Origin of the sequence: Steroidobacter sp., assembly GCF_036406195.1 — a bacterium.
In the GTDB taxonomy this organism is placed as follows: domain Bacteria; phylum Pseudomonadota; class Gammaproteobacteria; order Steroidobacterales; family Steroidobacteraceae; genus Steroidobacter.
Genome location: NZ_DASWVW010000062.1, coordinates 39,116 through 62,073 on the forward strand (window position 1 = coordinate 39,116; position 22,958 = coordinate 62,073).

General features: G+C 62.4%; 17 protein-coding genes. 5 read left to right on the forward strand and 12 right to left on the reverse strand.

What is annotated here, in order from left to right:
- Positions 1–42 precede the first annotated feature (42 nt).
- A complete protein-coding gene (gene purL, locus VGE08_RS26100; RefSeq protein WP_331070878.1) occupies positions 43–3,951 on the reverse strand; it encodes a phosphoribosylformylglycinamidine synthase in 3,909 nt (1,302 codons plus the stop codon).
- 139 nt (positions 3,952–4,090) lie between these two features.
- The gene (locus VGE08_RS26105; RefSeq protein WP_129642909.1) at positions 4,091–4,420 is read right to left on the reverse strand and encodes a DUF1820 family protein; all 330 of its coding nucleotides are present in this window, start codon (positions 4,418–4,420) and stop codon (positions 4,091–4,093) included.
- A gap of 117 nt (positions 4,421–4,537) precedes the next feature.
- On the opposite strand from VGE08_RS26105, the gene tagH reads away from it, so the two are divergent.
- Positions 4,538–5,926 (forward strand): type VI secretion system-associated FHA domain protein TagH, encoded by a 1,389-nt coding sequence (gene tagH / locus VGE08_RS26110; RefSeq protein WP_331070879.1) that lies wholly within the window; start codon positions 4,538–4,540, stop codon positions 5,924–5,926.
- 89 nt (positions 5,927–6,015) lie between these two features.
- Here the strand turns inward: tagH and mltF are convergent, their stop codons facing one another.
- From mltF to VGE08_RS26140, 6 genes are all read right to left on the reverse strand, one after another.
- Positions 6,016–7,455, reverse strand: a complete 1,440-nt coding sequence (gene mltF, locus VGE08_RS26115; RefSeq protein ID WP_331070880.1) for a membrane-bound lytic murein transglycosylase MltF — start codon at positions 7,453–7,455, stop codon at positions 6,016–6,018.
- A gap of 213 nt (positions 7,456–7,668) precedes the next feature.
- On the reverse strand, positions 7,669–9,591 hold the full coding sequence (locus tag VGE08_RS26120; RefSeq protein ID WP_331070881.1) for a hypothetical protein: 1,923 nt from the start codon (positions 9,589–9,591) through the stop codon (positions 7,669–7,671).
- Between the two features lie 27 nt (positions 9,592–9,618).
- Positions 9,619–10,563 carry a hypothetical protein gene (locus VGE08_RS26125; RefSeq protein WP_331070882.1) on the reverse strand — a complete coding sequence of 315 codons (945 nt, stop codon included), beginning with the start codon at positions 10,561–10,563 and terminating at the stop codon, positions 9,619–9,621.
- Between the two features lie 98 nt (positions 10,564–10,661).
- On the reverse strand, positions 10,662–11,507 hold the full coding sequence (locus VGE08_RS26130; protein ID WP_331070883.1) for a hypothetical protein: 846 nt from the start codon (positions 11,505–11,507) through the stop codon (positions 10,662–10,664).
- A gap of 59 nt (positions 11,508–11,566) precedes the next feature.
- Positions 11,567–12,358, reverse strand: a complete 792-nt coding sequence (locus VGE08_RS26135) for a hypothetical protein (RefSeq protein ID WP_331070884.1) — start codon at positions 12,356–12,358, stop codon at positions 11,567–11,569.
- Positions 12,359–12,438: 80 nt separating this feature from the next.
- Entirely contained in the window at positions 12,439–15,243 is a 2,805-nt protein-coding gene (locus tag VGE08_RS26140) for a TonB-dependent receptor (protein WP_331070885.1), read from the reverse strand.
- 321 nt (positions 15,244–15,564) lie between these two features.
- Here VGE08_RS26140 and VGE08_RS26145 point away from each other — a divergent pair, with 321 nt between their 5' ends.
- From VGE08_RS26145 to VGE08_RS26665, 3 genes are all read left to right on the forward strand, one after another.
- Complete coding sequence (locus VGE08_RS26145) at positions 15,565–16,041, forward strand: CBS domain-containing protein (RefSeq protein WP_331070886.1); 477 nt, start codon at positions 15,565–15,567, stop codon at positions 16,039–16,041.
- A gap of 589 nt (positions 16,042–16,630) precedes the next feature.
- Complete coding sequence (polX, locus tag VGE08_RS26150; RefSeq protein WP_331070887.1) at positions 16,631–18,361, forward strand: DNA polymerase/3'-5' exonuclease PolX; 1,731 nt, start codon at positions 16,631–16,633, stop codon at positions 18,359–18,361.
- A 59-nt stretch (positions 18,362–18,420) separates the two neighbouring features.
- Positions 18,421–18,858: a fructose 1,6-bisphosphatase gene (locus tag VGE08_RS26665; protein WP_414717537.1), complete on the forward strand. Its 438-nt coding sequence runs from the start codon at positions 18,421–18,423 to the stop codon at positions 18,856–18,858.
- Here VGE08_RS26665 and VGE08_RS26155 read toward each other — a convergent pair.
- The gene (locus VGE08_RS26155) at positions 18,741–19,892 is read right to left on the reverse strand and encodes a CapA family protein (RefSeq protein WP_331070888.1); all 1,152 of its coding nucleotides are present in this window, start codon (positions 19,890–19,892) and stop codon (positions 18,741–18,743) included. The genes VGE08_RS26665 and VGE08_RS26155 overlap by 118 nt on opposite strands.
- Before the next feature lie 148 nt (positions 19,893–20,040).
- Positions 20,041–20,469 (reverse strand): Hsp20/alpha crystallin family protein, encoded by a 429-nt coding sequence (locus VGE08_RS26160; protein ID WP_331070889.1) that lies wholly within the window; start codon positions 20,467–20,469, stop codon positions 20,041–20,043.
- 225 nt (positions 20,470–20,694) lie between these two features.
- Here VGE08_RS26160 and VGE08_RS26165 point away from each other — a divergent pair, with 225 nt between their 5' ends.
- The gene (locus VGE08_RS26165; protein ID WP_331070890.1) at positions 20,695–20,916 is read left to right on the forward strand and encodes a hypothetical protein; all 222 of its coding nucleotides are present in this window, start codon (positions 20,695–20,697) and stop codon (positions 20,914–20,916) included.
- On the opposite strand, the gene VGE08_RS26170 is transcribed toward VGE08_RS26165, so the two are convergent.
- Entirely contained in the window at positions 20,906–22,336 is a 1,431-nt protein-coding gene (locus VGE08_RS26170) for an RtcB family protein (protein WP_331070891.1), read from the reverse strand. The two genes, VGE08_RS26165 and VGE08_RS26170, sit on opposite strands and share 11 nt — an antisense overlap.
- Before the next feature lie 39 nt (positions 22,337–22,375).
- Positions 22,376–22,843, reverse strand: a complete 468-nt coding sequence (locus tag VGE08_RS26175) for a CBS domain-containing protein (protein WP_331070892.1) — start codon at positions 22,841–22,843, stop codon at positions 22,376–22,378.
- Between the last annotated feature and the right edge of the window lie 115 nt (positions 22,844–22,958).

Consider the following 22,958-nt stretch of genomic DNA (forward strand, 5'->3'; position numbering starts at 1 on the left):
ACATCGGGTACCGCAAGGTCAACCAAAAAGAAGCGCGATGTGTCAGCCAACCCAGACGCGAGCGTTGCGATAGATGCGCATCCAGGGACTGTCTTCGCGCCACTCATCCGGACGCCAAGAGTTTTGCAGCGCGCGATACACGCGCTCCGGATGTGGCATGAGCAGAGTCACGCGGCCATCCGGCGTGGTGATGCCGGTCAGGCCACGAGGTGAGCCGTTGGGGTTGGCGGGATAACGCTCCGTCGCGTTGCCATGGTTGTCGACGAAGCGAAGTGACATCAGATTGGCGCCGATCAGCGCATCGATATTGCCGCGGCCCGCGAAGTCCGCATAGCCCTCACCGTGCGCTACGGCGATGGGCATGCGTGAACCTTCCATGCCGGCAAAGAACAGCGAGGGCGACTTCACGACTTCGACCAGGCTCAAGCGAGCCTCGAACTGCTCCGAACGGTTGCGAACGAACTTCGGCCAATGTTCGGTGCCGGGAATCAACTCGCGCAGCGCCGCCATCATCTGACAGCCGTTGCAAACACCCAGCGAGAACGTCTCGGGCCGATGGAAGAACCTGGTGAACGAATCGCGCAGTTGCGAATGGAACAGGATCGATTTCGCCCACCCCTCGCCCGCGCCCAACACGTCGCCGTATGAAAAGCCACCGCAGATGACCATGCCGCGGAAGTCGTTCAAATCGAAGCGGCCCGCAACGAGATCCGTCATGTGAACGTCGAACGGCGAGAAGCCGGCGCGATGAAACGCTGCGGCCATCTCGATATGACTGTTGACGCCCTGCTCGCGCAGGATTGCGACTTTCGGCCGCGTGCCCTTGGCGATGAACGGCGCGGCGATGTCCTGATTCAGATCGAAGCTGAGCGCGACGTTCAGACCCGGGTTCTCCGGATCGGTCACCGTCGCGTACTGCTCCTGCGCACCTTGCGGATTATCGCGAAGCTGCGTCATGCGGAAGCTGGTCTCGGACCAGGCACGATGCAAGTCGGTGCGCGACTCGTCCAGCAACGCATCGCCACCACAGCGAACGCGCACGCGATCGGCGTTCGTTACCTTGCCGATGACACGACTCATCGTCGCCAGCCCATGACGATCGAGCACGCCAAGCACGGACTTCACATCCGCGGTACGTACCTGCAGCACTGCGCCCAACTCTTCACTGAACAGCGCCGCAGCCGGGTCGCGCACTTCCGCACCCAGGTCCACATCGACGCCGCAGTGACCGGCAAACGCCATCTCCGCCAAGGTGACGAACAAGCCGCCGTCCGAACGATCGTGATAGGCGACCAAAGACCCAGCGGCGCGCAACTCGACGATGGCCGCGAAGAAATTGGCCAGCGCCTTTGGATCATCGCAATCGGGCGCCTCGTGGCCGAGCTTGCCGAACACCTGCGCGAGACACGAACCGCCGAGACGATCCCGCCCCGCGCCCAAATCGATCAACACCAGCGAGCTGTCCACCTCGGGACGCAACTGCGGCGTCAACGTGCGGCGCGCATCTCGCACTGGCGCGAACGCCGAGACGATCAGCGACAACGGCGCAACCATCCGGCGCGCGCCCTGATCGCCCTGCCAGGTGGTCTTCATCGACAGCGAGTCCTTGCCGACCGGAATGGTGATCCCGAGTGCCGGACAGAACTCCTCGCCCACAGCCTTCACCGTCGCGTACAAATCCGCGTCTTCGCCGGGCTCGCCGCAGGCCGCCATCCAGTTCGCCGACAAGCGCACCTGATCGAGCGCTGCGATATCAGCTGCGGCAATGTTCGTAACCGCTTCGGCAACCGCCATGCGACCGGACGCCGGCGCATTCAACAATGCGAGCGGCGTCCGCTCGCCCATCGCCATCGCTTCACCCGTCGCCGACGTGTAATCGCTCAACGTCACCGCGACATCGCTGACCGGCACCTGCCACGGCCCCACCATCGGATCGCGGCTGATCAAGCCGCCCACGGTGCGATCGCCGATTGTGATCAGGAATGTCTTGTCCGCGACAGCCGGGAAGCGCAGCAAGCGATAGGCCGCATCGCGCACGTCGAGATCAATAGCACTGAAGTCATCGCCCAACGGCGGCAGACGCTTCACATCGCGCGTCATCTTTGGCGGCTTGCCGAGCATGACATTGAGCGGCAGGTCCACCGGTGGATCTTTCAGTAGCGGATCGGCGACCTTCAGCCAACCGTCGTCGGTGATCTCGCCGACCACCGAGTGTGGACAGCGTTCGCGCTCGCACAGCTCGGCGAAGCGCCTCACATCCTGCGCAGCGACAATGAGCACGTAACGCTCTTGCGCTTCGTTGCACCAGATCTCCACCGGAGACATGCCGGGCTCGACCGAAGGCACGGTGCGCAGATCGATGCGGCCGCCGCGGCCATCGCTGTGCGCGACCGATTCCGGAATCGCGTTCGACAGACCGCCCGCGCCGACATCGTGAATCAGCAGGATGGGATTGTTCTCTCCCATGGCCCAGCATTGATCGATGACTTCCTGCGCGCGGCGCTGAATCTCGGGATTGCCTCGCTGCACCGATGCGAAATCAAGGTCTTCGCTGCTCGCACCGCTGCCGACGGACGAAGCCGCGCCGCCGCCGAGACCGATGAGCATCGCCGGGCCACCCAGCACGACGATCTTCGCGCCCGGCGGAATCTCCGACTTCTCCACGTGCATGCGACGCACGTTGCCGACGCCGCCGGCGATCATGATGGGCTTGTGATAGCCGCGCAGCGTGGCGCGCCCGCCGCCCGAAGCGTTGGCGGCTTCCAGCTCGAACGTGCGGAAGTAGCCGAGAATGTTCGGGCGGCCGAACTCGTTGTTGAACGCGGCCGCGCCCAGCGGGCCCTCGATCATGATGTCCAGCGCCGAAGCGATGCGCCCGGGCTTGCCAAAGTCCTGTTCCCACGGCTGTTCGAAACCGGGAATCTTCAGGTGCGACACCGAGAATCCCGCCAGGCCCGCCTTCGGCTTGCCGCCGCGACCGGTCGCGCCCTCGTCGCGAATCTCACCGCCCGAGCCGGTAGCCGCGCCAGGAAAGGGCGAGATCGCGGTCGGATGATTGTGAGTCTCCACCTTCATCAGGATGTCGATGGGCTCGTCCTTGAATTCGTAACCGTGATGCTCCACGTCGGCGAACCAGCGCCGGCCGACGGGGCCTTCGATCACCGCCGCGTTGTCACGATAGGCCGAGAGCACGCCGCGCGAGTTCTGCGCGTAGGTGTTCTTGATCATGGCGAACAGCGACTTGGGCTGGCGCTCGCCATCGATGACCCAGTCGGCGTTGAAGATCTTGTGCCGGCAGTGCTCGGAGTTGGCCTGCGCGAACATCATCAACTCGACGTCGGTGGGATCGCGGCCCAGCTTCTGGAAATTCTCGGCCAGGTAGTCGATTTCGTCCGGCGACAGCGCGAGACCCAGCGTCGTGTTTGCCTCAACCAGGGCGTCACGCCCGCGCGCCAGCAACGGCACGGTGTTCAGCCGGCGCGGCGACTCGTGCTCGAACAAGCGAGCGGCATCGTCGTAGGAGAACACCGCGGCTTCGGTCATCCGATCGTAGAGCGCCGGTGCCATCGCCTCCAGGTCTGTGGCTGACAAGGACGACGAGCCGCGCACGAAGTAGGCAATGCCGCGCTCGATGCGCTCGATTGCCCGCAATCCGCACACCTGCGCGATATCAGTGGCCTTGCTCGACCAGGGAGAAATCGTGCCCGGCCGCGGAATGACGACAATGAGCTGGGCGGAGGCGTCCGGCGGCTCGGGCGGCTGCACCGGTCCATACGTCAGCAGCGCCTCCAGGACGCGGCGTTCTTCGGCCGTAAGTTCCCGCTGCGCTTGAACAAAGTGCGTAAAGCGCGTGGTCAGGGACGCGACGGCTGGAACGCGCGAACGAAGGGCGGCAAGCAGGCGAGCGGTACGGAAATCGGAAAGAGCAGGCGCGCCAGACAGTGTCAGCATGCTAAGCGGCGGGAGCGGGGGAACGGGCGCGAATCATACAGGAAACCGCCCCGCTCTGCGGGCAATGCCCCCGGTTCAAAGCGGTTCAAAAGGGGGACAGATTCAAGATCTGTCCCCGGGCGGCATCACAATCTGGCGGCTACTTCTTGTCGCCCGGCGTATACACCGGCATCGGGAACGGCGTGACGTTCGACCCCTCGAAGTTGCTGATCTTGCTCACGCCCTGCTGCCGGACCTCGTCGATGCGCAGCACCGAGTGCATGGGCAGGTAGGTGCGCTTGACCCCTTCGAATTCGGCCTTGACCTTCTCCTCGGTGGGGTCGACGACCACCGCCGAGCGCTCGCCAAAGACCAGCTCCTCGACTTCCACGAAGCCGAACAGCGAGCCATGGCTGACCTTGCGGGCATAGATTTCGTAGACCTTGCCCTGGTTGACAAACACGACTTTGAAAATGTGACTGGCTGCCATCTTGCTGCTGGGCCTGGTTGCTAGGCTGCGTGCCGGGCTATGTCATATCCGTCTATGTCATATCCCCGCGCGCAGCGCGTCAGGCGATCTCCTAATTTCCGGTCTTTCGACCTCGAAATGGCACTGAAACTCCGCATCATCAGCGATCACTACAAGGCGCTCGGCAAGCGTAGCTCGCGCCTGTTCGGCGTCACCGGCGGAAGGATCGGCCGTGCTCAGGACAACGACTGGATCCTCCCCGACCCGGATCGCTACATCTCCAGCCACCATTGCAAGGTGGAGTTCCGCGCCGGCCAATGGATTCTGGAGGATACCAGTACCAACGGCGTCTTCATAAACGGCTCCGACGTACCGGCCTCGGTGGAGGGCCCGTACACGCTCAAGGACGGCGACCGGCTGCGCCTGGGCGATTATGAAATTCTCGTCAGCATCGACGAACGCCAGGACTTTCCGCCCGATGCGAGCGGACAGATGCCGGCCCCGCCGCGCGTCAGCTCGCGCCGTGGCTCACCCGCGCCCGAAATCGACCTGGGCGAGGAGCTCGATCTCACCGACCTGCTGACCGATGCTGCCATGAAATCGCCCGAGCCGGCGCCCAAGCAAGCCTCGGCCGCGTTGAGCACCGGCGCGTTCGATATCAATAGAGCGTTGGGCATCGACCTGCAGCCCACCCGTCCCGGCCAGCCGAACAGCACGGCACCCGGCCGGCCGGCGCGCAGCGGCTTCACGTCGTTGCTGGACAATCCGGATGAAGCGGATCAAAGGACCATTACGCCCGGCAGCAAGCCGGACGACTGGCAGATGCAGACCAAGCCCTACGACCGCAAGTCGTTGCAGGCGTTGACCAATCCGGCGTCGATGGCCCGCCCGGCCGAGAAGCCGGCCGCTCGCCGCCCCGAAGGCAGCACGCTGGAGCCGGCCAACGGCGTCGAAGCGTTCTGCCGGGGTGCGGGCATCGATCCCGCGTCGATTCCGCTGGAAACCCAGCATGCCCTGCTGCAACTCGCCGGCCAGATGACGCGTGAAGTCGTGCTGGGCCTGATGGATGTGCTCAAAGGCCGCGCCGACCAGAAGAGCCGCTTGCGCCTCAGCCAGACCGGCATTCAGCCGGCGGACAACAATCCGCTGAAGTTCTCGGCGAGCGTCGATGAAGCGCTGGTGAAACTGTTCGACGGCCACAACAACACCCGCTACCTGGGTCCGGTGGAAGCGATTCGCGATTCCTTCGCCGATTTGCGCGCGCATCAGCTGGCACTCTCCAGCGCCATCCAGGCCGCCATCGACGAGGTGATGAATCGCATCGAGCCGGGCGAGCTGCAGGACAAGTTCGATCGCGGCTTGAAGCGCGGCGCGCTGCTCGGCGCGGCGAACAAGATGAAATACTGGGACCTGTACACCGAGTTCTATCACGTGCTCAATCAGCGCAACGAGCAGAATCTGCCGACGCTGTTCGCCGAAGAGATGGCGCGCACGTACGCGGAAAAATCGGCGCAGAAGAAGCGCTAAGAGCAGCGGTTAGCGGTTAGTGGTTAGACAGAAGCGCAGAGGTTGGCTCCTCATCCCCTAACCGCTAACCGCTAACCGCTGACCACAAGCTAACGTCGCGGCGTTAGCATGCCGTTTGCGGACGTCGTAGTCGGAGCCGCACTCGTAGCCGACGTGGTTGCTGCTGCATTCGAATCCCGCTGCGCGGCCGGACCGCTATCCGTTGCAACCCAATCCAGAATGTCGATGTAGCCGCGGATATTCTCCACGAAGCGCACTGGCTCCCAGCCTCTGGCATAACCTCGTCTCACTCGCGAATACCACTTCTCCTGGGTGAGCAAGGGCAGATGCTCGCGCACATCGTTCCATGAATCCGGATTCTTGTTGTGCATCTGAGTGAGGATGCGCGCGTCTTCCAGATGCCCCACACCCACGTTGTACGCGGCCAGCGTGAACCAGGTGCGATCCGGTTCCAGAATTCGCTTTGGAATCTGGTCGCGCAGCCAGACGAAATAACGCGCTCCGCCAAAGATACTGGCGCGCGGATCGAGACGGTTCGTGACATTCAGTGCCTGAGCGGTTTCTTCGGTAAGCATCATCAAGCCTCGCACGCCGGTGTGCGAAGTGGCATTCGGATCCCAATGGGATTCCTGATAGCCCACCGCGGCGAGCAGGCGCCAGTCGACGCCGACTTGATCGGCCGCCTCCTTGAACCAATGGCGATACTGCGGCAGGCGCGACTGGATGTGCTCGATGAACACGCGCGATTGGATGTAGTCGAAGCGATCCGTGCCCGCATAGTACGTGTCGAGAATCGACGCGAGCCGGCCCTCGGCGCGCGCCGACGAGAAGAACGCCGTGACACGTTTCAGCAGCGTCGGATCGCGAGCATCGACAGCCCACGCCAGCGCCTTGCCGCCCGACAAGTCGAACGCAATGCGGATCTCGGGATGAAACGCGCGGCCGATGGCGAACTCGTTCGAATCCGCCACCGTGTAGTCGAACTCGCGCCGGGACAATCGATATAACAACTCTTCGGTTTCCACCGCGGGATTCTCTACCCAGCTCAGATTCGCATAGTGAACCCGCAGCTGTTCCAGCGTCGCGGCGTGCGCGCTGCCAGCCACTACTTCTATATGTCCGTTGTAGGTTTGATCGAGCCGCCGCGGCCGGAAATCGTTCTGGCGGAAAATCAGGTGCTCGCGGACCTGCTGGTACGGCGGTCCGAATCCGGTTTGCGGCGGCAGCTTCAAACCTCGCGTCAGCCCGGCGGCTGCGATGTGCGCGCGCCGCGACTCCAGCTCGCGCATCGCGTCGGCCACATTGGGCACGGAGTAGATGAATAGCTTGACGCCCAGCTCGGCGGCAAAGCGCGCGGCAAGATCGAATTCCGGCCCCTGCGGGCCGTCCGCGCCCAGGTAATAGGCGCTGGGCAGGTTGCGAGTCACCACGCGCAGCTCTCCGCTGCGCAATATCTGTTCCATGACGCTCGGCGGCTGAGAACACGTGCCCAGCAGCAGCATCGCAATGATGGCGAGGGTGATCTTCAACCCGCCTCCGAATGGCACCCGCAAGGGCCGGCATTGGACCCGAAAGCTGGCCGGAGGGCAATGTCGGCGCCTGGCTACTGTGAGCCGCGCCCGCCCGGTTCTCGGCCGCCACTGGCTGCCTTCGAGCAAGATGCCGACGCCCGCATTGGTCGGCGGCGCAGCCAGCACGCGCCTGGAACTGCGCGCTCGGTAGCTACCCGGGCGGGCACGCGATCACGGGGTCACTGGCGGAAACACGATGGGCCCGCCGGTGAACGTCGCCGTTCTCGTGCCCGGCCGGGGGAATGACTGATCCTCGTGCAGCACGGTGCCGTCGAACGTCACGGTACGGCGGCCAAGACTGTCGGGCGGGGATACCGTGACGCCTTCGCAATCCAGCTCGCAATGGAAGGACTGATTGATCATGCCGTTGTTGTAGTACACGCGGAGCACCGACTCGCCGCGCAGGTCCACCTGGAGCGGCGCCAACGTGCGGTCTTCGGTGGCCTCGAGCCGCAGGTCCGTATCGTTCAGCATGAACGCATATCGGATGGCTTCGGCCGAGCAGAAGTTGAACGGGCCGGAATGCACGTCCACCGATACTGTCGCGGACGTCGGATCGCAATCCTCGAGCGGCGGGTGCAGGAATGGCGCGTAGGGATCGACGTAGTAGACGGTCGTAACAGCAGCTCTGAGCTTCGCGGCCGCACCGGTGGGCGCGCCGCTCTCCGTCATTCCGGAAAGGATCGTGTCGGCGAAAGTCACGTCGCGCACCAGCACGGGATAATCCGGTCCAAGGCTCGTGTTCACGGTGACCGAGCCGAGCGTAATCCCATTGCAGGCTTCGGCCTCGCACGCAAAGCGAACGTCCGGAACGAACGTCTCCGGGTCATACCTGTAGAAATAGACGCTCACGAGGCTGTCGTTGCCGTCCATCACCAACTCGAGCTGCGGAAAGGTGGGATCGATGCTGCTCGAACTGGAGAATCTATAGATGGCGCGCGACGGAGTGACGCCGCGCAATGCGCTCATCGTGCCACCGATACTGAAGGGATCGAAGGTGTCGACGCATTCCGCGACGACGGAGTTGTCGTCGAGGATCACGAAATACTTGTTGTGGGCACACGGCAGCACGGGCAACTCCACGCCCGGAATGGCTCCTCCGAGCACTCCATTCAGCACGGCGTTGCCGGCATCACCGCCAAACGCAGCGCTCTCGAAGCTCAGAGTCCGCGTTTGATCGCTGGCCGGAGCCCCCAAGACAATGCTGCCGCAGGCCGCGCCGCTGCAGGAGTACACCAGACCGGCCGCGACATACTCGCCACTCAGCACTTCATCGCCGCGAACCCGCACAATCAGCGTATCGTTCGTGGGAGTCGTGAACACGTAGTTGATAATGCTGCCGTCCTCTTCATCACGCTCCGCAGACTTGGTCGCGGGGCAGAACTCGCGCTGCGCCCCGCCCACATCGATCAGAATCTTCTCCTCGATACACAGGCGCGCCAGTGAAGCGACTTGTTGGGAGAGCGCCTCGAGTGTGGTGCCGTTGGCAACCAGCGCGGCCTCGACCGCCTGCATGGTCTCGAACATCGGGTCGCCGGGAACTGCATCGAACGTCGAGGTAATGAAGCTCGCCTCTGCCGCTGGAACCGTCACGCCCAGCACATCTCTCAGATGAGCCGTGAGCTTGGCTTGAGCTTCCCGGATCTTCTCGTCGCTGACCAGATCGGCGCCACTTGCACCGAACGCGGCATAGGCCGCCTCCGGGTCCTGCCCCATGAGCTGTGCGAACAGCAACGTCGTGAGCGGCGTGACGTTCGCGACACCCGCTTGCGTGGCCACCGAATACAAAGAAACCTGTTGGTCATTCTTGTCGGTGCCAGCCCAGCGCAACGCGTAGGGACCGGTGAGCTGCGATATATCTACGGTGTACCGACTGGTTCCGCTCGAGTTGCTGGCGGTTCGGGGCAGGCCCGCGGTGCCTTTGGCAGTGACCGCGCCAGGCGAGCTGCCGTCGTCATACACGGCTATACCGTTGAGCGAGGGCGACGCGAGCGTCGCCTGCTCCGGTGGCGCGTCTTCACCACAACCCGTCATCAACAAAACAAACGCCAGGGCGACCAGTCGCAAGCGCCGTGCGTGCCTTGTCTCGAGCATGTGATTCGTTCCCCGCAAACTTGCCGCTTACAGCGGAGGCAGAATGAGTGAGCCGTTCAGTACGGCATTGGTTTGACCGCTGTCCGCATCGATCAGCGTGGTGCCGGCAAAGGTAAAGCGGCGCGCGCCTTCCACATCCGCCGCGGAGATGCGCACGCTGCCGCATCCGAATGACCGGCACGCGAGCGAGACCTCGCCGTCGAATTGGACCTGTCTGATCTGCTGGTCTTGATCGGTGGCAACGACGATGGATTCGCCGTCCAGGCTGGTGAAGCGATAACGCTTGGTGCCGTCATCCGCGAGCTCGAAGCCAGCGCCTCCCAGCGGACAGAAGGTTTGAGAGGAGCTGTCGCTGGTCACGATGCTCACGCCCTGGTCGGCACAGGCGAACTCGGGCAGTTCCTCGGGAGGAATCGTGAGCTGTCCACTCAACTGCAGGGACGCTTGCACTGACGACATTTCGTTCGAAGGCGCCCGCATCAACTGCGTACGTTCGAGTGTCATTACGCGCGCACCCCGAGCATCGCGCCTGCTGATCGTGATGCCCTTGCACGCGGCGCCCTGGCAATAGAAGTCCGGCCGCAACTCGCCACCCCAGGCCGCCGAAAGAATGGTGCCGCCCGCGACCTCGACACGCAGCCAGCGTTGCGGAGTGGCCAGCGTCGCGACTTGATGCGAGCGCACGCTGCCGTTGTATTTCGTGGTGAGCGTGCCGAGACACACTGATTCGACGTCGGCGTTCGTGTCGACCTGGAGCTGGTTCCCGCGACAGGAAACAACTGGCCGCGCTACCTCGACCTGCTCATCGGCCACTTCATTTGCAGGCTCCATCCGTTCGTTGCGCAACTCGACAGTCGCCGACACCATTGAGCGCTGTTCGCCATCGTCGCCCTGCTTCATCACGGCATAGCCAATGGCCACTGCCGTTCCCAGCAACACGACCACGATCCATGTTCGCTTTCGCGGGTCCACTTCCTGGCCTTCCTCGCTGTAGATACTTCAGAAAATGGGCGGGCGCCAGAAACGCTTCGGGGAGCGTGTAAGCGAGGGCGCCCGCCCGCCTCAACCTGCTACATCGTCTTGCATGCGTATGCTTGTGCCTGGATGTTGGTGGGAATCTGCGATTCCTCGCCGCCCTGCCAGTACTTGATGGCGAAATCGGTCACCGCGTAGTGATCGCCCGAGCCGCCGAACGGACAGTTCTGACGCACGAACAGCCAGGGCGACCAGACGCTGTTGACGCCGTCCGGATCGAAGATGTTGGTGTCCGCCCAGTACATCACCCTGCCGTTGTCGCGATCGCCGGACGCGCCCGGCGGTACGACCTGATTCAGGCCCTTGTAGGTCTTGCCGGTGTACTCGAGATACTTTTCCGCCAGAGAGTTGTTGGGATCGGTGCCGGTGAGGCTGCCGCTCCCCATCCAGTAGCTGACCGAGGCCGCCAGCGCTGGGCCGGTGCCACGAATATTGCGGAAGAAATTGTTGATCTCGAAACATTCGTTGCTGGTGCCGCTCCACAGCGGGCAGTTGGGATTGCGAGCCGGAAAGTTCACCGGCGTCGCCGCCATGCGGACTCTCGTGGCCAGAATGAATGTATTGGTCGAATCGCAGGTGGGCGCAGTGCCAAGACAGTAGACGCGGTCATAGAGAGTGCCGACGACTACGCCGCTCACCGTAATGTTGGCCTGTCGGGTGGCTTTCAAGAAATAACCGGGCAGGCCACCGGACTCACCCGGCAACCCCCCGACGGTGCAGGTCGATGGCGGCGGCACGGTGAATGGTTTGGGGTTCACGGTGATGATCGGCGATCCTGTATCGGGCAGCGCGCACTCGGCCGCTCGTGCTGGCGCCTGCTGAAACAAAGCAGCCACCGCGCCGAGCACCAGCGCATATGACAAAGCATGTGATGTGTTCACGGTACGTCTCCTCCATGTAGCGAACCAGAGTCGTCTCGGTAGCGTCACTCCTCTTCTTCCTATTCTTCCTCGTCGTCGTCATCATCGTCGTCATCATCGTCGTCATCATCGTCGTCGTCATCGTCGTCCTCTGGCGGCGGCACACCGTCCGGCTGATAGCCCGTCGTGAAGAAAGCAACCGCATCGAGAGGATCGGCGACGTCGGAGTTGAGCAGCCGGAGCCCGAGCGTGTTGAGCACAATGCCGGTGGGTGCGCGCGTCTTGGTCAACAACCAGGGCGAGCGGGCGCTGCTGACACCATCCGGGTCGGCGGCATTGGCGTCGATGCGAAAGTCCACCCACGTGTTGTCACGCTCGGGCTCGTCTTCCTCGAATTCGTTCAGGCCCTGCACCGTGCGTCCCGCCGCATGCAGTGCCTTGGTCGCACCGTCGAGGAAATAGGCCACCGAGACTTTCTCATTCGGCAGGGTCTGCCGAAACAAATCGTTCACGTTGAATGCAGCGCCGCTGGAATCCCATTGGTTCGCGTTCATGATCACGCGCACACCGAAGATGTAGAGCTTGGGCTTCACGACGTTGCGCCAGACGCGCTCCTTCACCTGACCGATCTCTCTGTCGTTATAGATCAGCGGGGCGGAACGGGATGCGATCAGCAGATAGCCGGGCTCGCCCGGCAGGCCGTACACCTTGCATCGATGGTTCAACGCCGAGTTGGCGGGGTTGCATTCGGTCAGTACCTCTGCGCCGGCCTTCGACAGCTTCTCGAACCCGGCCGCTGAAGCCGCCTGCCCGGCTCCCAACAGAACCCCCGCGCACAAAAGCAAAGTTGCATGGAACGAGTGTCGTTTCATCTGCTTCTCCTTGTCTTGTGATTGATCGCGCAAAGCGCACGCTTCCTGCCATTGACACTATCGACGCGATGTCCGACCCATCATCGCGATTCATACGTGAAGCCGACCCAGATCCCCCGCGGCGCTCCCGGCCCGATGTAGGTCGTGTTCTGCCATTCGCTCGAGTTGTAGTTCCAGCCGCTCGGGCCGATGGCGCCATTGACCGAGGGCGAGAACGGATTCACGCCCAGCCGGCCGGCGCTGAAATAGTCCTCGTCGAGCAGATTGCTGACCCTCGCGAAGACCGTCAGGCTGTCGCCGAAGCGATAGCTCGTGTTCAGATCGACCACGATAGAGCCATCGGTCCGTCCCTCGTTGGTAAACGGCCGGCCGCGCCGCACGAATGTTTGCTCCAGACCGGTGTTGGCGCAGCCGCCGCCGAGCCTGCAGAAATACAGCCCGGTCTCTTGATCCGTACCCACGGGCGCATGCAGGTTGTTCTCGTTCCCTCTCACGAACGAGGAGGAATGCGCGGTGGCATCGAGCCCGATCTTCCACACCGGCGTGAGATTCAACGTGAGCGTGGCGTTGTAGTTGTGCTCCGGGATACCGGGCAGTCGCGCACCCGGGTCGATGCGGATCATGTGATAAGTGCCGCGCCCGCCGTTGGCATTCGCAGTGGGCGAAGGCAATGATTGAAACTCACCGAGATCCAGAAGATTGGTCGAGGACTGCGAGTTCATGTTGAAGTCCGCGGTGCTGTTGTGCGGACTCACGGTGTAGAACGTGGTCTGAAACGTCGCTTCCGTGTAGGAGTATGCAAGCCGCAGGTCGAGCATTCCCACGGCTCCCGCCACGCCTACTTCGAATCCCTGGCGACGGGTCTTGCCCACGGTATCGAAGTAGCTCTTGCCACCGCCGACGCCGACGAAATAGATGTCGTCACTCAGATCGGTACGAAACACGCTCGCATTCCACTGCCATCGACGACCCAAAGTGCCGCGAGCCCCCGCCTCCGCCGATTCGGAACGGATTTGCGGCAGGTAGGGATCGCCGGACAGCGTGGTCGGCAGGCTGCAACCCGGGGAGACCAGGCTGCGCGGTGCCAGCGAAATGTTGACCCCGAAGGGAACCTCGACGAGTGTGTCGTCGAACGCACAGCCCAACTCGACCACGGAAGGTACTCGGGCGCCGCGACTGACATTTCCGTAGAGATTGAGCGAGGGAATGGGCAGCCAATTGATGCCCACCTGCGGATTGAACGAGCTGAAGTCGAAGGATTCCTGGGTGCGTGTTTTCTTGTTGACGAGGTCGTCGATGATGGCGCTGCCGCTACGCAACTCGTGCAGATCGTTCATCGCCGCACGCACCAGCAGATCGCTGTCGACACTGGTCTGGTTATAGCGCCCCGCGAGCGTCAGATGCAGATTCGGCAGCACCGACCAGGTTTCGTTGAAATAGGCGCTGCGTGTGGTGCCGGTGCCGTGGAAATCGTTGCCGACCACATCGTTCGCGGCAGCGTAGTACTGCGGATCGATATTGGCTGGATCGAGATACACCTGGTGCGAGGCGTCGATGAGCCCCAGGCGTTGAACCATCCGGTAGGCGGTGTCATTGCGGTCGAACGACACACCGATCATGAACTTGTGATTCGGGAGGTTCCAGTTCGACTGCACGGCACCGCCATAGGTCATCTGGCTGAGCGTGCTCGGCGTCATGAGCCCGATCGGCGTTCCTGCGACGACACCGGGCCCCTGTGTGACGCCCCCCACCAGGCTCGACTGTATGGCGCCGTTGCGAGCGAGAAAGCGTTCGGGTCGTGACAGGTCGACGATCGAATCGTGCTGGAATGAGAAATCGTCGAACGCTTCATAGGCATCGCCGTTCAATGCGTCCCGATCGCTGCTGCGACGATAGACCTGCGCGGTGATGTTGAGGACTTCGGAAACGTCATAGGCCCCGCTCAGCGCGAACTGGCTCAGTTCATTGCGCGTCTGATCGGGAGAGGTAAAGACGGATTCCGGGCGCACATCGTAGAGCTCGCTCGGAATCAGCCCGTTGCCGATGAGATCGTTGTCGGCGAGCAGCGCCGTGACGGTAATCACGCCGAGCCGACCTCGCCAGTCCGCCCTGCCGAAGAACTGCCGCACCTCCGAGGGCGAGTTGTCGCGCCAGCCGTCTTCCTCGAAGTAGTTCAGCGCCGCGAAGGCACCGACCACGCCATTGTTCGCACCCAACGTGAACTGCCCTTGCCGGCGGCCGAAGGAGCCCGCCAGGCCGCTGGCTTCAACGCCCTGCGAAGAGAACCCGCTGCGCGTGCGCACCGACAGCGCGCCACCCAGCGTATTGAGACCAAAAAGTGGATTGGAGCCCGGGAAGACATCGAAGCGCTCGATGGCGTTCAGCGGAATCAGATCCCAGTTCACCACGTCGCCGAACGGCTCGTTGACGCGAATGCCATCGAAGAACACCGAAAGCCCCTGCGGCGTACCCACCTGCGGACTCGCCGTGAAGCCGCGGTAGTTCACATCCATCTGAAACGGATTGCCGGAGTAGTCGTTGGTGCTGACTCCCTGCATCTTCTCGTTCATGAGCTCGCCGATGCTGAGCGCCCCCGACTCCGCAATCTCCCGCTTGCCCAGGCTCTGCACATTGCCGGGAATCTGGTCCTCGTTGAGCAGCAGCCCCGGCATGGGTCCGGCATCGGTCGGGCGCACGCCCTCCACGATGACATCGGCTTCAATCTCTCGTGTCGTGTTGGCCGACGTCCGAGCAGCCGTGTTCTCCGCGGCCACTGCATGGTTCCAAGGCGCAATCGAAAGGACCGCGCCGCCACACAACATCGTTACCAGGTCAAATACAATCGAGGGAACAGCGATCTTGGCAGCCCGGCTTCGTTCCGACATCGTGCATTCCTTGTGCAGCTGTCGACCAAGGTCTTGTTCCGGGCAGTCTAAGCATCGTGCATGTGCGGAAACTACGGAGAAGTTCCCGAAGAAGATGGGAGGGTGGCATAGGGTGTCACGTTACAGTGACACACAGCTTTGGGGATCGATGATGCAGGATTACGCAGTAGCGCGAATCCCTGCCGTGGATCCACGAGTGTTCCACGCTCGATCATGGACGCACGCTCGGTCGAGCCACCCCGACGGCAAACCTCAATTACGTGGCGTGCCTGGCCAATCCCAACCAGCACGCAACGCCAAGTCCTCTTCAGGAGAGATGCCATGCGTGTAGAACAGATCATGACGAAGCAAGTGGTCTCGTGCGGTCCGGACGACACTCTCGCCCGGGCGGCACAGCTGATGTGGGATCACGATTGCGGATGCCTGCCAGTGTGCAGCGGTAACGGCGCGAACCGCGTCACGGGCGTCATCACCGATCGCGATATCTGCATGTCGGCGCTGTTCAAAGGCAAGCCGCTGCACGAGCTGCACGTGTCCGATGCAATGTCCCGGCAACTTCAAACCTGTCGCCCCAGCGATTCTATCGTAGACGCCGAGAAGACGATGAGCCGGGCACGAATCCGCAGGCTCCCAGTGATCGATGAGCAAGAATCACTCGTCGGCATGATCTCTCTCGCCGATCTGGCGCGCCAGGCTGCACGCGAGAGCACCGCGCCAAGGCGAGAGATCAGCGAGACGGAGGTCGGCGATACGCTTGCCGCCATCTGCCAGCCCTCTGCTCAACAACTCGCTGCTTGATAAATGGCGCTTTCGCCCGGCGCCGCCGGGCGAAAGCCGCTACAGCTACTTTGTGCAAGCGCCGCATGCAAGCGCTTTCTCGATCAGCTCCGCGCTCCCGTGGGGTTGCGCCGAAACCGAACGACCGCAAAGCGCCAGGATGGCCACGAGCACCAGCATCAGAATCAGGATCCAGGCGTGGCGTGACAACCGGTCGCGTTTACGACGGTACTTGGGACGACCTGGATGCAGATGTGTGACCATCGTTCCCTCCCGAAGCTGCCTCTCGCTTCGTGCGGCAATCAGCGAACATTCTGGAGTCATCGAGCGCGGAATCCTTTACGGAAAACAGGAACGGTACTGAGTGGATTCACGTTCGCCAACTGCCTACGCAGCCATACGGAAGCCTGTTCCTGTTCCTCGGATGTGCCGCCAAGATCGACCCGCGTAGGGTCAAGCCACCACTAGGGAGGTTGCGACCATGCTCGAATTTCTAATGATGTTCGTGGCGCTGTGCGTCGTCGGCTGGATGGAGCGACGAAACGAACCCGCAGTGCGCATCCAGACTGTGCGACTGGAGAAGCGCCGCACTCGGTAGAACGTCGACGCCATGCCTGTACACAACGAAGATCTGGCTGCGGCGTTCGATGAGATGGCGGATCTGTTGTCGCTCAAGGCGGAGAACCCATTTCGCATCAACGCCTATCGTCGGGCGTCGCAAGTCATTCGCTCACTGCCCGAGGAGTTGGAGAGCAAGATTGCTGAGGGCTTCGATCCGGACACCTTACCGGGCATCGGGGCAGATCTCGCCAAGAAAATTCGCACCTTCGTCAAGACGGGCGAGCTGCCGGGTCTTGCCTCGCTGCGACGTTCGGTCCCGCCGGGACTGCGCGAGATCATGAGCGTACAGAACATAGGGCCGAAGCGCGTTCGTGCGTTATATGAAGCACTCGGGGTGCACGACCTGAAAACGCTGCGCGCTGCGCTTGCGAAGCATCGGGTGCGCGAGGTGCGCGGGTTCGGCCCGAAGATGGAAGAGCGCCTGACCAAAGCGATCGATGAGATCGAAGGTCGCAGTCGGCGCTTGCTCAGGTCGGTCGCTGCACAGTACGCCACTTCGCTAGAGGCGTACCTTCGTACCCTGCCTGGCGTGAGCAAGGTCGATACCGCCGGAAGCTTCCGGCGGGGCCGTGAGACAGTTGGCGATCTGGACATCCTCGTCTGTTCGGAACATCCGCTGGATATCGGCCACGCGCTGCTCTCATACGATGAGACGGCCAATCTTCTGGCACAAGGAGCGACGCGCTCCACCGCGATTCTCAAGAGTGGCCTGCAGGTAGATGTTCGCGTAGTGCCACCGGAGAGCTATGGCGCCGCGCTGTACTACTTCACCGGCAGCAAGGCACACAACATCCACGTGCGACGGCTCGCCACGGCTCGCAAACTGAAGATCAACGAGTACGGAGTATTTCGTGGCAGCAAGCGCATCGCGGGCGATACTGAAGCGTCGGTGCTCGCGAGCCTCGGCCTGCCCTACATCGAACCCGAGCTACGTGAGGATCGTGGCGAAATCGAAGCTGCACAGGCGCGCGCCCTACCGACGTTGGTCACTCGTCGCGACCTGCGCGGTGATCTCCACGTGCACACGAAAGCCACCGATGGCACTGCGAGCCTGGCTGCGATGGCCGAAGCCGCCAGGCAAGCCGGGCTCGAGTACATCGCGATCACGGATCACTCGAAGCATCTCGGCATGGTGCGCGGTCTGGACGCGACGCGCCTCGCTCGGCAGATGCACGAGATCGACGCACTCAACGCGACGCTGGAGGGCATCACGCTTCTGAAAGGGATCGAGGTCGACATATTGCAGGACGGCTCGCTGGCGATGCCTGATAGCGTGCTCGAGCAGCTCGATGTCGTCGTGGCCTCCGTGCATGACCATTTCGATCTCAACCGACGCCAGCAGACCGACCGGCTGCTACGTGCGCTCGACTGTCCGTACGTGTCGGTGCTGGGGCATCCCATGTCACGGCTGATCGAGGAACGGCCGGCGATCGACTGCGATTGGGGCATGGTGTTCAGGCGGGCCAGCGAGCGGACGATCTGTCTCGAGCTCAACGCTCAGCCCGCCCGCCTCGATCTGGACGACGTGATGGTGCGCGAGGCAGCGTCGAACGGGGTGCTGATCAGCATCGCCAGCGACGCGCATGGCACTGCTAGCTTCGACTTTCTCGGTGGTGGAGTCTTGCAGGCTCGCCGAGGCTGGTTATCGAAGGAACAGGTAGTGAATACCCGTCCGTTGCGCGAGCTGCGCCCTCTGCTACGTAAGACGATGCTCGCGTGAGCATCGCGTTCTGCACGCCGCTTACGAGAATCCACCGAGCAACTACCGGGATCGTCCGAGTGCCTCGATCGAAGTTGAACTGCCAGGATCCCAGAACCGGAACGTGGTGGAGTGTCGCCATGAGAATTACGCTATCGGTCATCTCGGTTCACGACGGGCAGCTCACCGAGCCCGTCGATCCCTTCGCGCATCCGTTCTGGGATACCGTTCGCAACAATGTCGCCAACAAGGCGATCGAGATCCGCCGCCAGGGTTTGCTCGGGGCATCGATGCAGCCCATGGCGGAGTCAGCGTATGCCGGCATCGAGGAGCGCTTGAAAAAGCTCGACGAGCGATTCACGAAAGCGACGAAAAGTCAGCTCCATCGATTCGAGCGCACTCACGCAATCGCCTCGACATCATGCTGCCACTTTAGAGCGAGGTCGCCATCGGGCTGCAGTCGCAGTGATGTGCCGAATGGCGCACATTCCCGGCTCAAGGTGGCCGCGAGCCACTGAGCATCGTTGCGCTGTGCGAGGTTCACTCGCAGTCGGCGGATGCACGTGGGGGACATGGTCAGTCGCACCAGCTGGTGGGTTTCTCGATCGATCTCCGGGAAGTACATCAAGCCGAGCTCGGAGCGATAACGCTCATATCCGCCGATGCCCTCGTAGTCGTTCAACAGATCGCCGCAGCCGTAAAGGATGAGCTTGCCTCGGTAGACCTCGATCGGCCTGGGATGATGTGATGAATGGCCATGCACGATGTCGATACCTGCTTTGTCTATCAACTGGTGGGCGAATCGCTGCTGCTCTCGCGTCACTTCGTAGCCCCAGTTGCCGCCCCAGTGCAGGGACATCACGACAATGTCGCCGCGCCGTCGCTCCGATTCGATGCGCCTGCCAATCTGCTCGATGGCACATGCATTCAAGTCATCAATCACCCATAGACCGGAGCGATACTCGGTGGCTTCCCACCCGACGCCGATGCCGCTGTCCGGACTGCCGCATGCAAACACCAGGAGACGTTGGCGATCGGACAATTTGAAGCGCGCCGGCTCGCATGCATCCGCCAGGCGGTCTCCGGCGCCGGCGGTCTTGATGCCCGCCTCGCGCAGCACTCGCAGCGTCTCCGCCAGGCCCTCCCGGCTCCAATCCAGCGTGTGATTGTTGGCCAGCACGCAGCAGTCGAGCGCCGCGGCGGTGAGGCAGTCGACGTTGCGCGGATGCATACGATAGTGAATGCCCTTGCCCGGCCAAGCCTCGTCGCTAGTCGTGACAGCCGTCTCGAGATTGGCAATGCGTATGGCAGGCCGATGACGCTCCAGTTCCGGCAGGATGTCACCCCAGATGTACGAAAAGCTTTGCGGCTTGTCGATTCGCCCATTCGCACGCTCGGCCAGCTCCACATATTCATACGCGGAGCTGACGTAGGGCTCGTAAATCTCTGGCGCGGAAGGATGCGGCAGGATCTGATCGATGCCGCGGCCCGTCATCACGTCCCCGCACATGAAGAGGGTCAAAGTGTTGGCAGCGGCTGCTTGAATGCTCATGACGAACACCTCACTCGCACCCGCCGATCAGTCCGTCGACCGGAAGCATTCTGAGCAGTCTGGTAGTGCGATCGTCCTCGGTCTCCGTGCTGCCCTCCTTGAAGACCGTCGAGGCGAGCACGCGAAGCGCCCGCCACTGGGAGGGTGACTACTTGACTTCGATCTGCATCGCCGTGCTTTTCGCCCCTTCGGCCTTGGGCACATGTACCCGCAACACGCCATCCTTCGATTCGGCATGGATTGCCTTTGCATCGATATTGTCAGGCAGCGCGAACGTGCGTGAGAAGGTGCCATAGAGACTCTCGACGTGGATTTCGTTCTCGCCCTTCTGCGTCTTTTCGTGCTTGCGTTCGCCGCTGATGGTGAGCGAGCCATCCTGCAATGTCACTTTGACATCTTCCTTTTTTACCTCCGGCAACTCGGCCTTGATGAGGAATTCCTCGTCGTTCTCGACGATGTCGGCGACCGGCGTCCATTCGACCATCTCACCGCCCTCGCGGCGCCACGGCCGACTGAAGAAGGGCGAATACTGTCGGAACATATCCTCCATCTCCCGTTCCCAGCGTGTAATGTTCATAGCAACCTCCTACGATGATGGGGCTGGGCGCCTGCACCCAGCCTGGGGCAGTGTTTGCAGCCAGCCATCTTGCGACCACCCGGACATGCCCCTAAAGATTACGCGCTCGCTGCAAGCCAGAGACATTCCGAACCTGGCCGCGCGGATCCGCGCATAACGCGATTGCTGTAAGCCGCTTTAAGGTCTCATGACGCCAGACTCTCGTCACTCACCCGGTGCGCTCACATGGCCACCTCGAAGACACCACTGCTGTTCGCCCTGCTCTTCATCGCTGCTTTCGCAAACGGCGGCTGCAAGCGTGGACCCCTTTGGCCGGCGCAGCCGGTGATCCCTCGATCGCAATCGCTCGAAGCGCCGCTAGACGCCGGGCCGGACCTGAAGCGCGTCAGCGATTTCATGGCGATTGAGGTGGTCGGCTCGATGTCCTCAGCAACGTTCATCCCTTGATGCAGATCAGAGGCTCCGTGCGAGCCACTTTGCGCGCCAGTCCGGCGGCATCCGCCGCATCGACGACAGCCGAGACATCCTTGTAAGCATCCGGGGCCTCCTCCGCGATGCCACGCATAGATGGGCTGCGGACCAGGATGCCTCGCGACGCGAGCTCGTCGACGAGTTGGCGGCCCTTCCAGGTGCGGGTGGCCTGATGGCGGCTCATCGCCCGGCCAGCTCCGTGACAGGCCGAACTGAATGCCAGCGCCTCGGACTCGCTCGTCCCGGCCAGAACATAGGAGCCCGCCCCCATCGATCCACCGATCAGCACCGGCTGACCGAACGGACGCAACTCTTCAGTGATTTCCGGGTGGCCCGGCCCAAACGCGCGGGTAGCTCCCTTGCGATGCACGTACAGCTTCCTCGTGCCACCATCGACGCGATGCTCTTCGACCTTGCAGGTGTTGTGCGAGACGTCATAGAGCAATGACAGCTGCGCGTCCGGCAGGACATCCGCGAACACCTGTCGAACGAGATGAGTAAGGATCTGTCTATTTGCCAGCGCACAGTTGATCGCCGCGCGCATGGCGCCGAGATACCGCTCGCCAACCTCTGAGTTGATCGGGGCACAGGCCAACTCGCGATCCGGCAGGCGAATGCCATGATCGCCCGCGGTAATGACCATCTGCTTCAGGAATTCCGTCCCGATCTGGTGGCCCAAGCCGCGCGATCCACAGTGGATCATCACGACGATATCGCCAACCTGCAGGCCAAACGCGTGCGCGATGGTCGCATCGTAGACGGCGGCTACTTCCTGCACTTCGAGATAATGATTGCCGCTGCCGAGCGTGCCCATCTCGTCGCGTTGACGTTTCTTCGCCTGCTGGGAAACGTTCTCCGGCTTCGCATGCAGCATCTGGCCATGCTCTTCGATGCGATCGAGGTCCGAAGCCACGCCCCAGCCTGACTGCACCGCCCACCGGGCGCCGCCAGTCAGCATCGCGTCCATCTCCTGAGCATCGAGGCGAATCAAACCAGTGCTGCCGATTCCCACGGGGATGTGCTGGAACAGCGTATCCGCGAGCTGCTTCTGGACCGCGAGAATGTCGGGCCGCGCGAGACCCGTATGCAGGCAGCGCACGCCACAGGAGATGTCGAAGCCGACTCCGCCCGCCGATACGACGCCGCCCTCATCGGGATCGAACGCGGCGACGCCGCCGATGGGGAAACCGTAGCCCCAATGGGCGTCCGGCATCGCATACGACGCCTTGACGATTCCTGGCAGGCACGCAACATTGACCGCCTGCTCATACACTTTTTGATCCATCGCGCGGATCAACGGTTCGCTCGCATAGATCACCGCCGGCACGCGCATCGCGCCATGAGGCTCGATCTCCCACATGAGCTCGGAATGGCGATGGAACAGTGCCAGGTCCATGACGAATTCCTCCGACGGATTTCCAATCGGGTCAGCGCTTCACGCTGGCGGCATTCTCCCGCCTGGAAGCTTCGGTGAGGGCTTCAGCTGGCGGGCGATCAGATGCACGATGCTGCTCAATTGTTCGACGAGCACCTCGAGCAAATCGTCAATGGACACCAGCCCTACCAAGGCGCCGCCGGTGTTGACGACCGGCGCGCGCCGCACTCCATGCGAGCGCATTCGCTCCAGTGCGTCTGCGACGTCCTCATCCTGCGGAATGACGAGGGGATTTCTCGACATGGCCTGACTGGCAAGGATTCCCGACAATCGCCCCTCACTCCGCAACGCTGCCATCGCTACATCGCGATCGGTGATCATCCCAACGGGTACTCGCTGGCTGTCGACCTCTTTGCACACAACCACGCTACCTACCCACTTGTTGCGCATGAGCTCGGCCGCCGTGTGCAGCGACTCGCTCTCGTCGACGAATACAACTTCCCGAGTGCAAACACGACCGACGTTCATAGATTGCACCTCTTGCAAACCACGGACTTCCGTCACCGGGCCAGATCAGACAGGCCGTTTTGGAAGATGAGCGCGTCGCAATCCTCGTCGCGCACATCATCGACGCCAGGCTCGG

What these genes read in the sequence shown, in the direction of transcription:
- purL (WP_331070878.1), bottom strand. Translation starts at nt 3,951, where the DNA reads ATGCTGACACTGTCTGGCGCGCCTGCTCTTTCCGATTTCCGTACCGCT.
- VGE08_RS26105 (WP_129642909.1), bottom strand. Translation starts at nt 4,420, where the DNA reads ATGGCAGCCAGTCACATTTTCAAAGTCGTGTTTGTCAACCAGGGCAAG.
- tagH (WP_331070879.1), top strand. Translation starts at nt 4,538, where the DNA reads ATGGCACTGAAACTCCGCATCATCAGCGATCACTACAAGGCGCTCGGC.
- VGE08_RS26120 (WP_331070881.1), bottom strand. Translation starts at nt 9,591, where the DNA reads ATGCTCGAGACAAGGCACGCACGGCGCTTGCGACTGGTCGCCCTGGCG.
- VGE08_RS26135 (WP_331070884.1), bottom strand. Translation starts at nt 12,358, where the DNA reads ATGAAACGACACTCGTTCCATGCAACTTTGCTTTTGTGCGCGGGGGTT.
- VGE08_RS26140 (WP_331070885.1), bottom strand. Translation starts at nt 15,243, where the DNA reads ATGTCGGAACGAAGCCGGGCTGCCAAGATCGCTGTTCCCTCGATTGTA.
- VGE08_RS26145 (WP_331070886.1), top strand. Translation starts at nt 15,565, where the DNA reads ATGCGTGTAGAACAGATCATGACGAAGCAAGTGGTCTCGTGCGGTCCG.
- polX (WP_331070887.1), top strand. Translation starts at nt 16,631, where the DNA reads ATGCCTGTACACAACGAAGATCTGGCTGCGGCGTTCGATGAGATGGCG.
- VGE08_RS26155 (WP_331070888.1), bottom strand. Translation starts at nt 19,892, where the DNA reads ATGAGCATTCAAGCAGCCGCTGCCAACACTTTGACCCTCTTCATGTGC.
- VGE08_RS26160 (WP_331070889.1), bottom strand. Translation starts at nt 20,469, where the DNA reads ATGAACATTACACGCTGGGAACGGGAGATGGAGGATATGTTCCGACAG.
- VGE08_RS26165 (WP_331070890.1), top strand. Translation starts at nt 20,695, where the DNA reads ATGGCCACCTCGAAGACACCACTGCTGTTCGCCCTGCTCTTCATCGCT.
- VGE08_RS26170 (WP_331070891.1), bottom strand. Translation starts at nt 22,336, where the DNA reads ATGGACCTGGCACTGTTCCATCGCCATTCCGAGCTCATGTGGGAGATC.
- VGE08_RS26175 (WP_331070892.1), bottom strand. Translation starts at nt 22,843, where the DNA reads ATGAACGTCGGTCGTGTTTGCACTCGGGAAGTTGTATTCGTCGACGAG.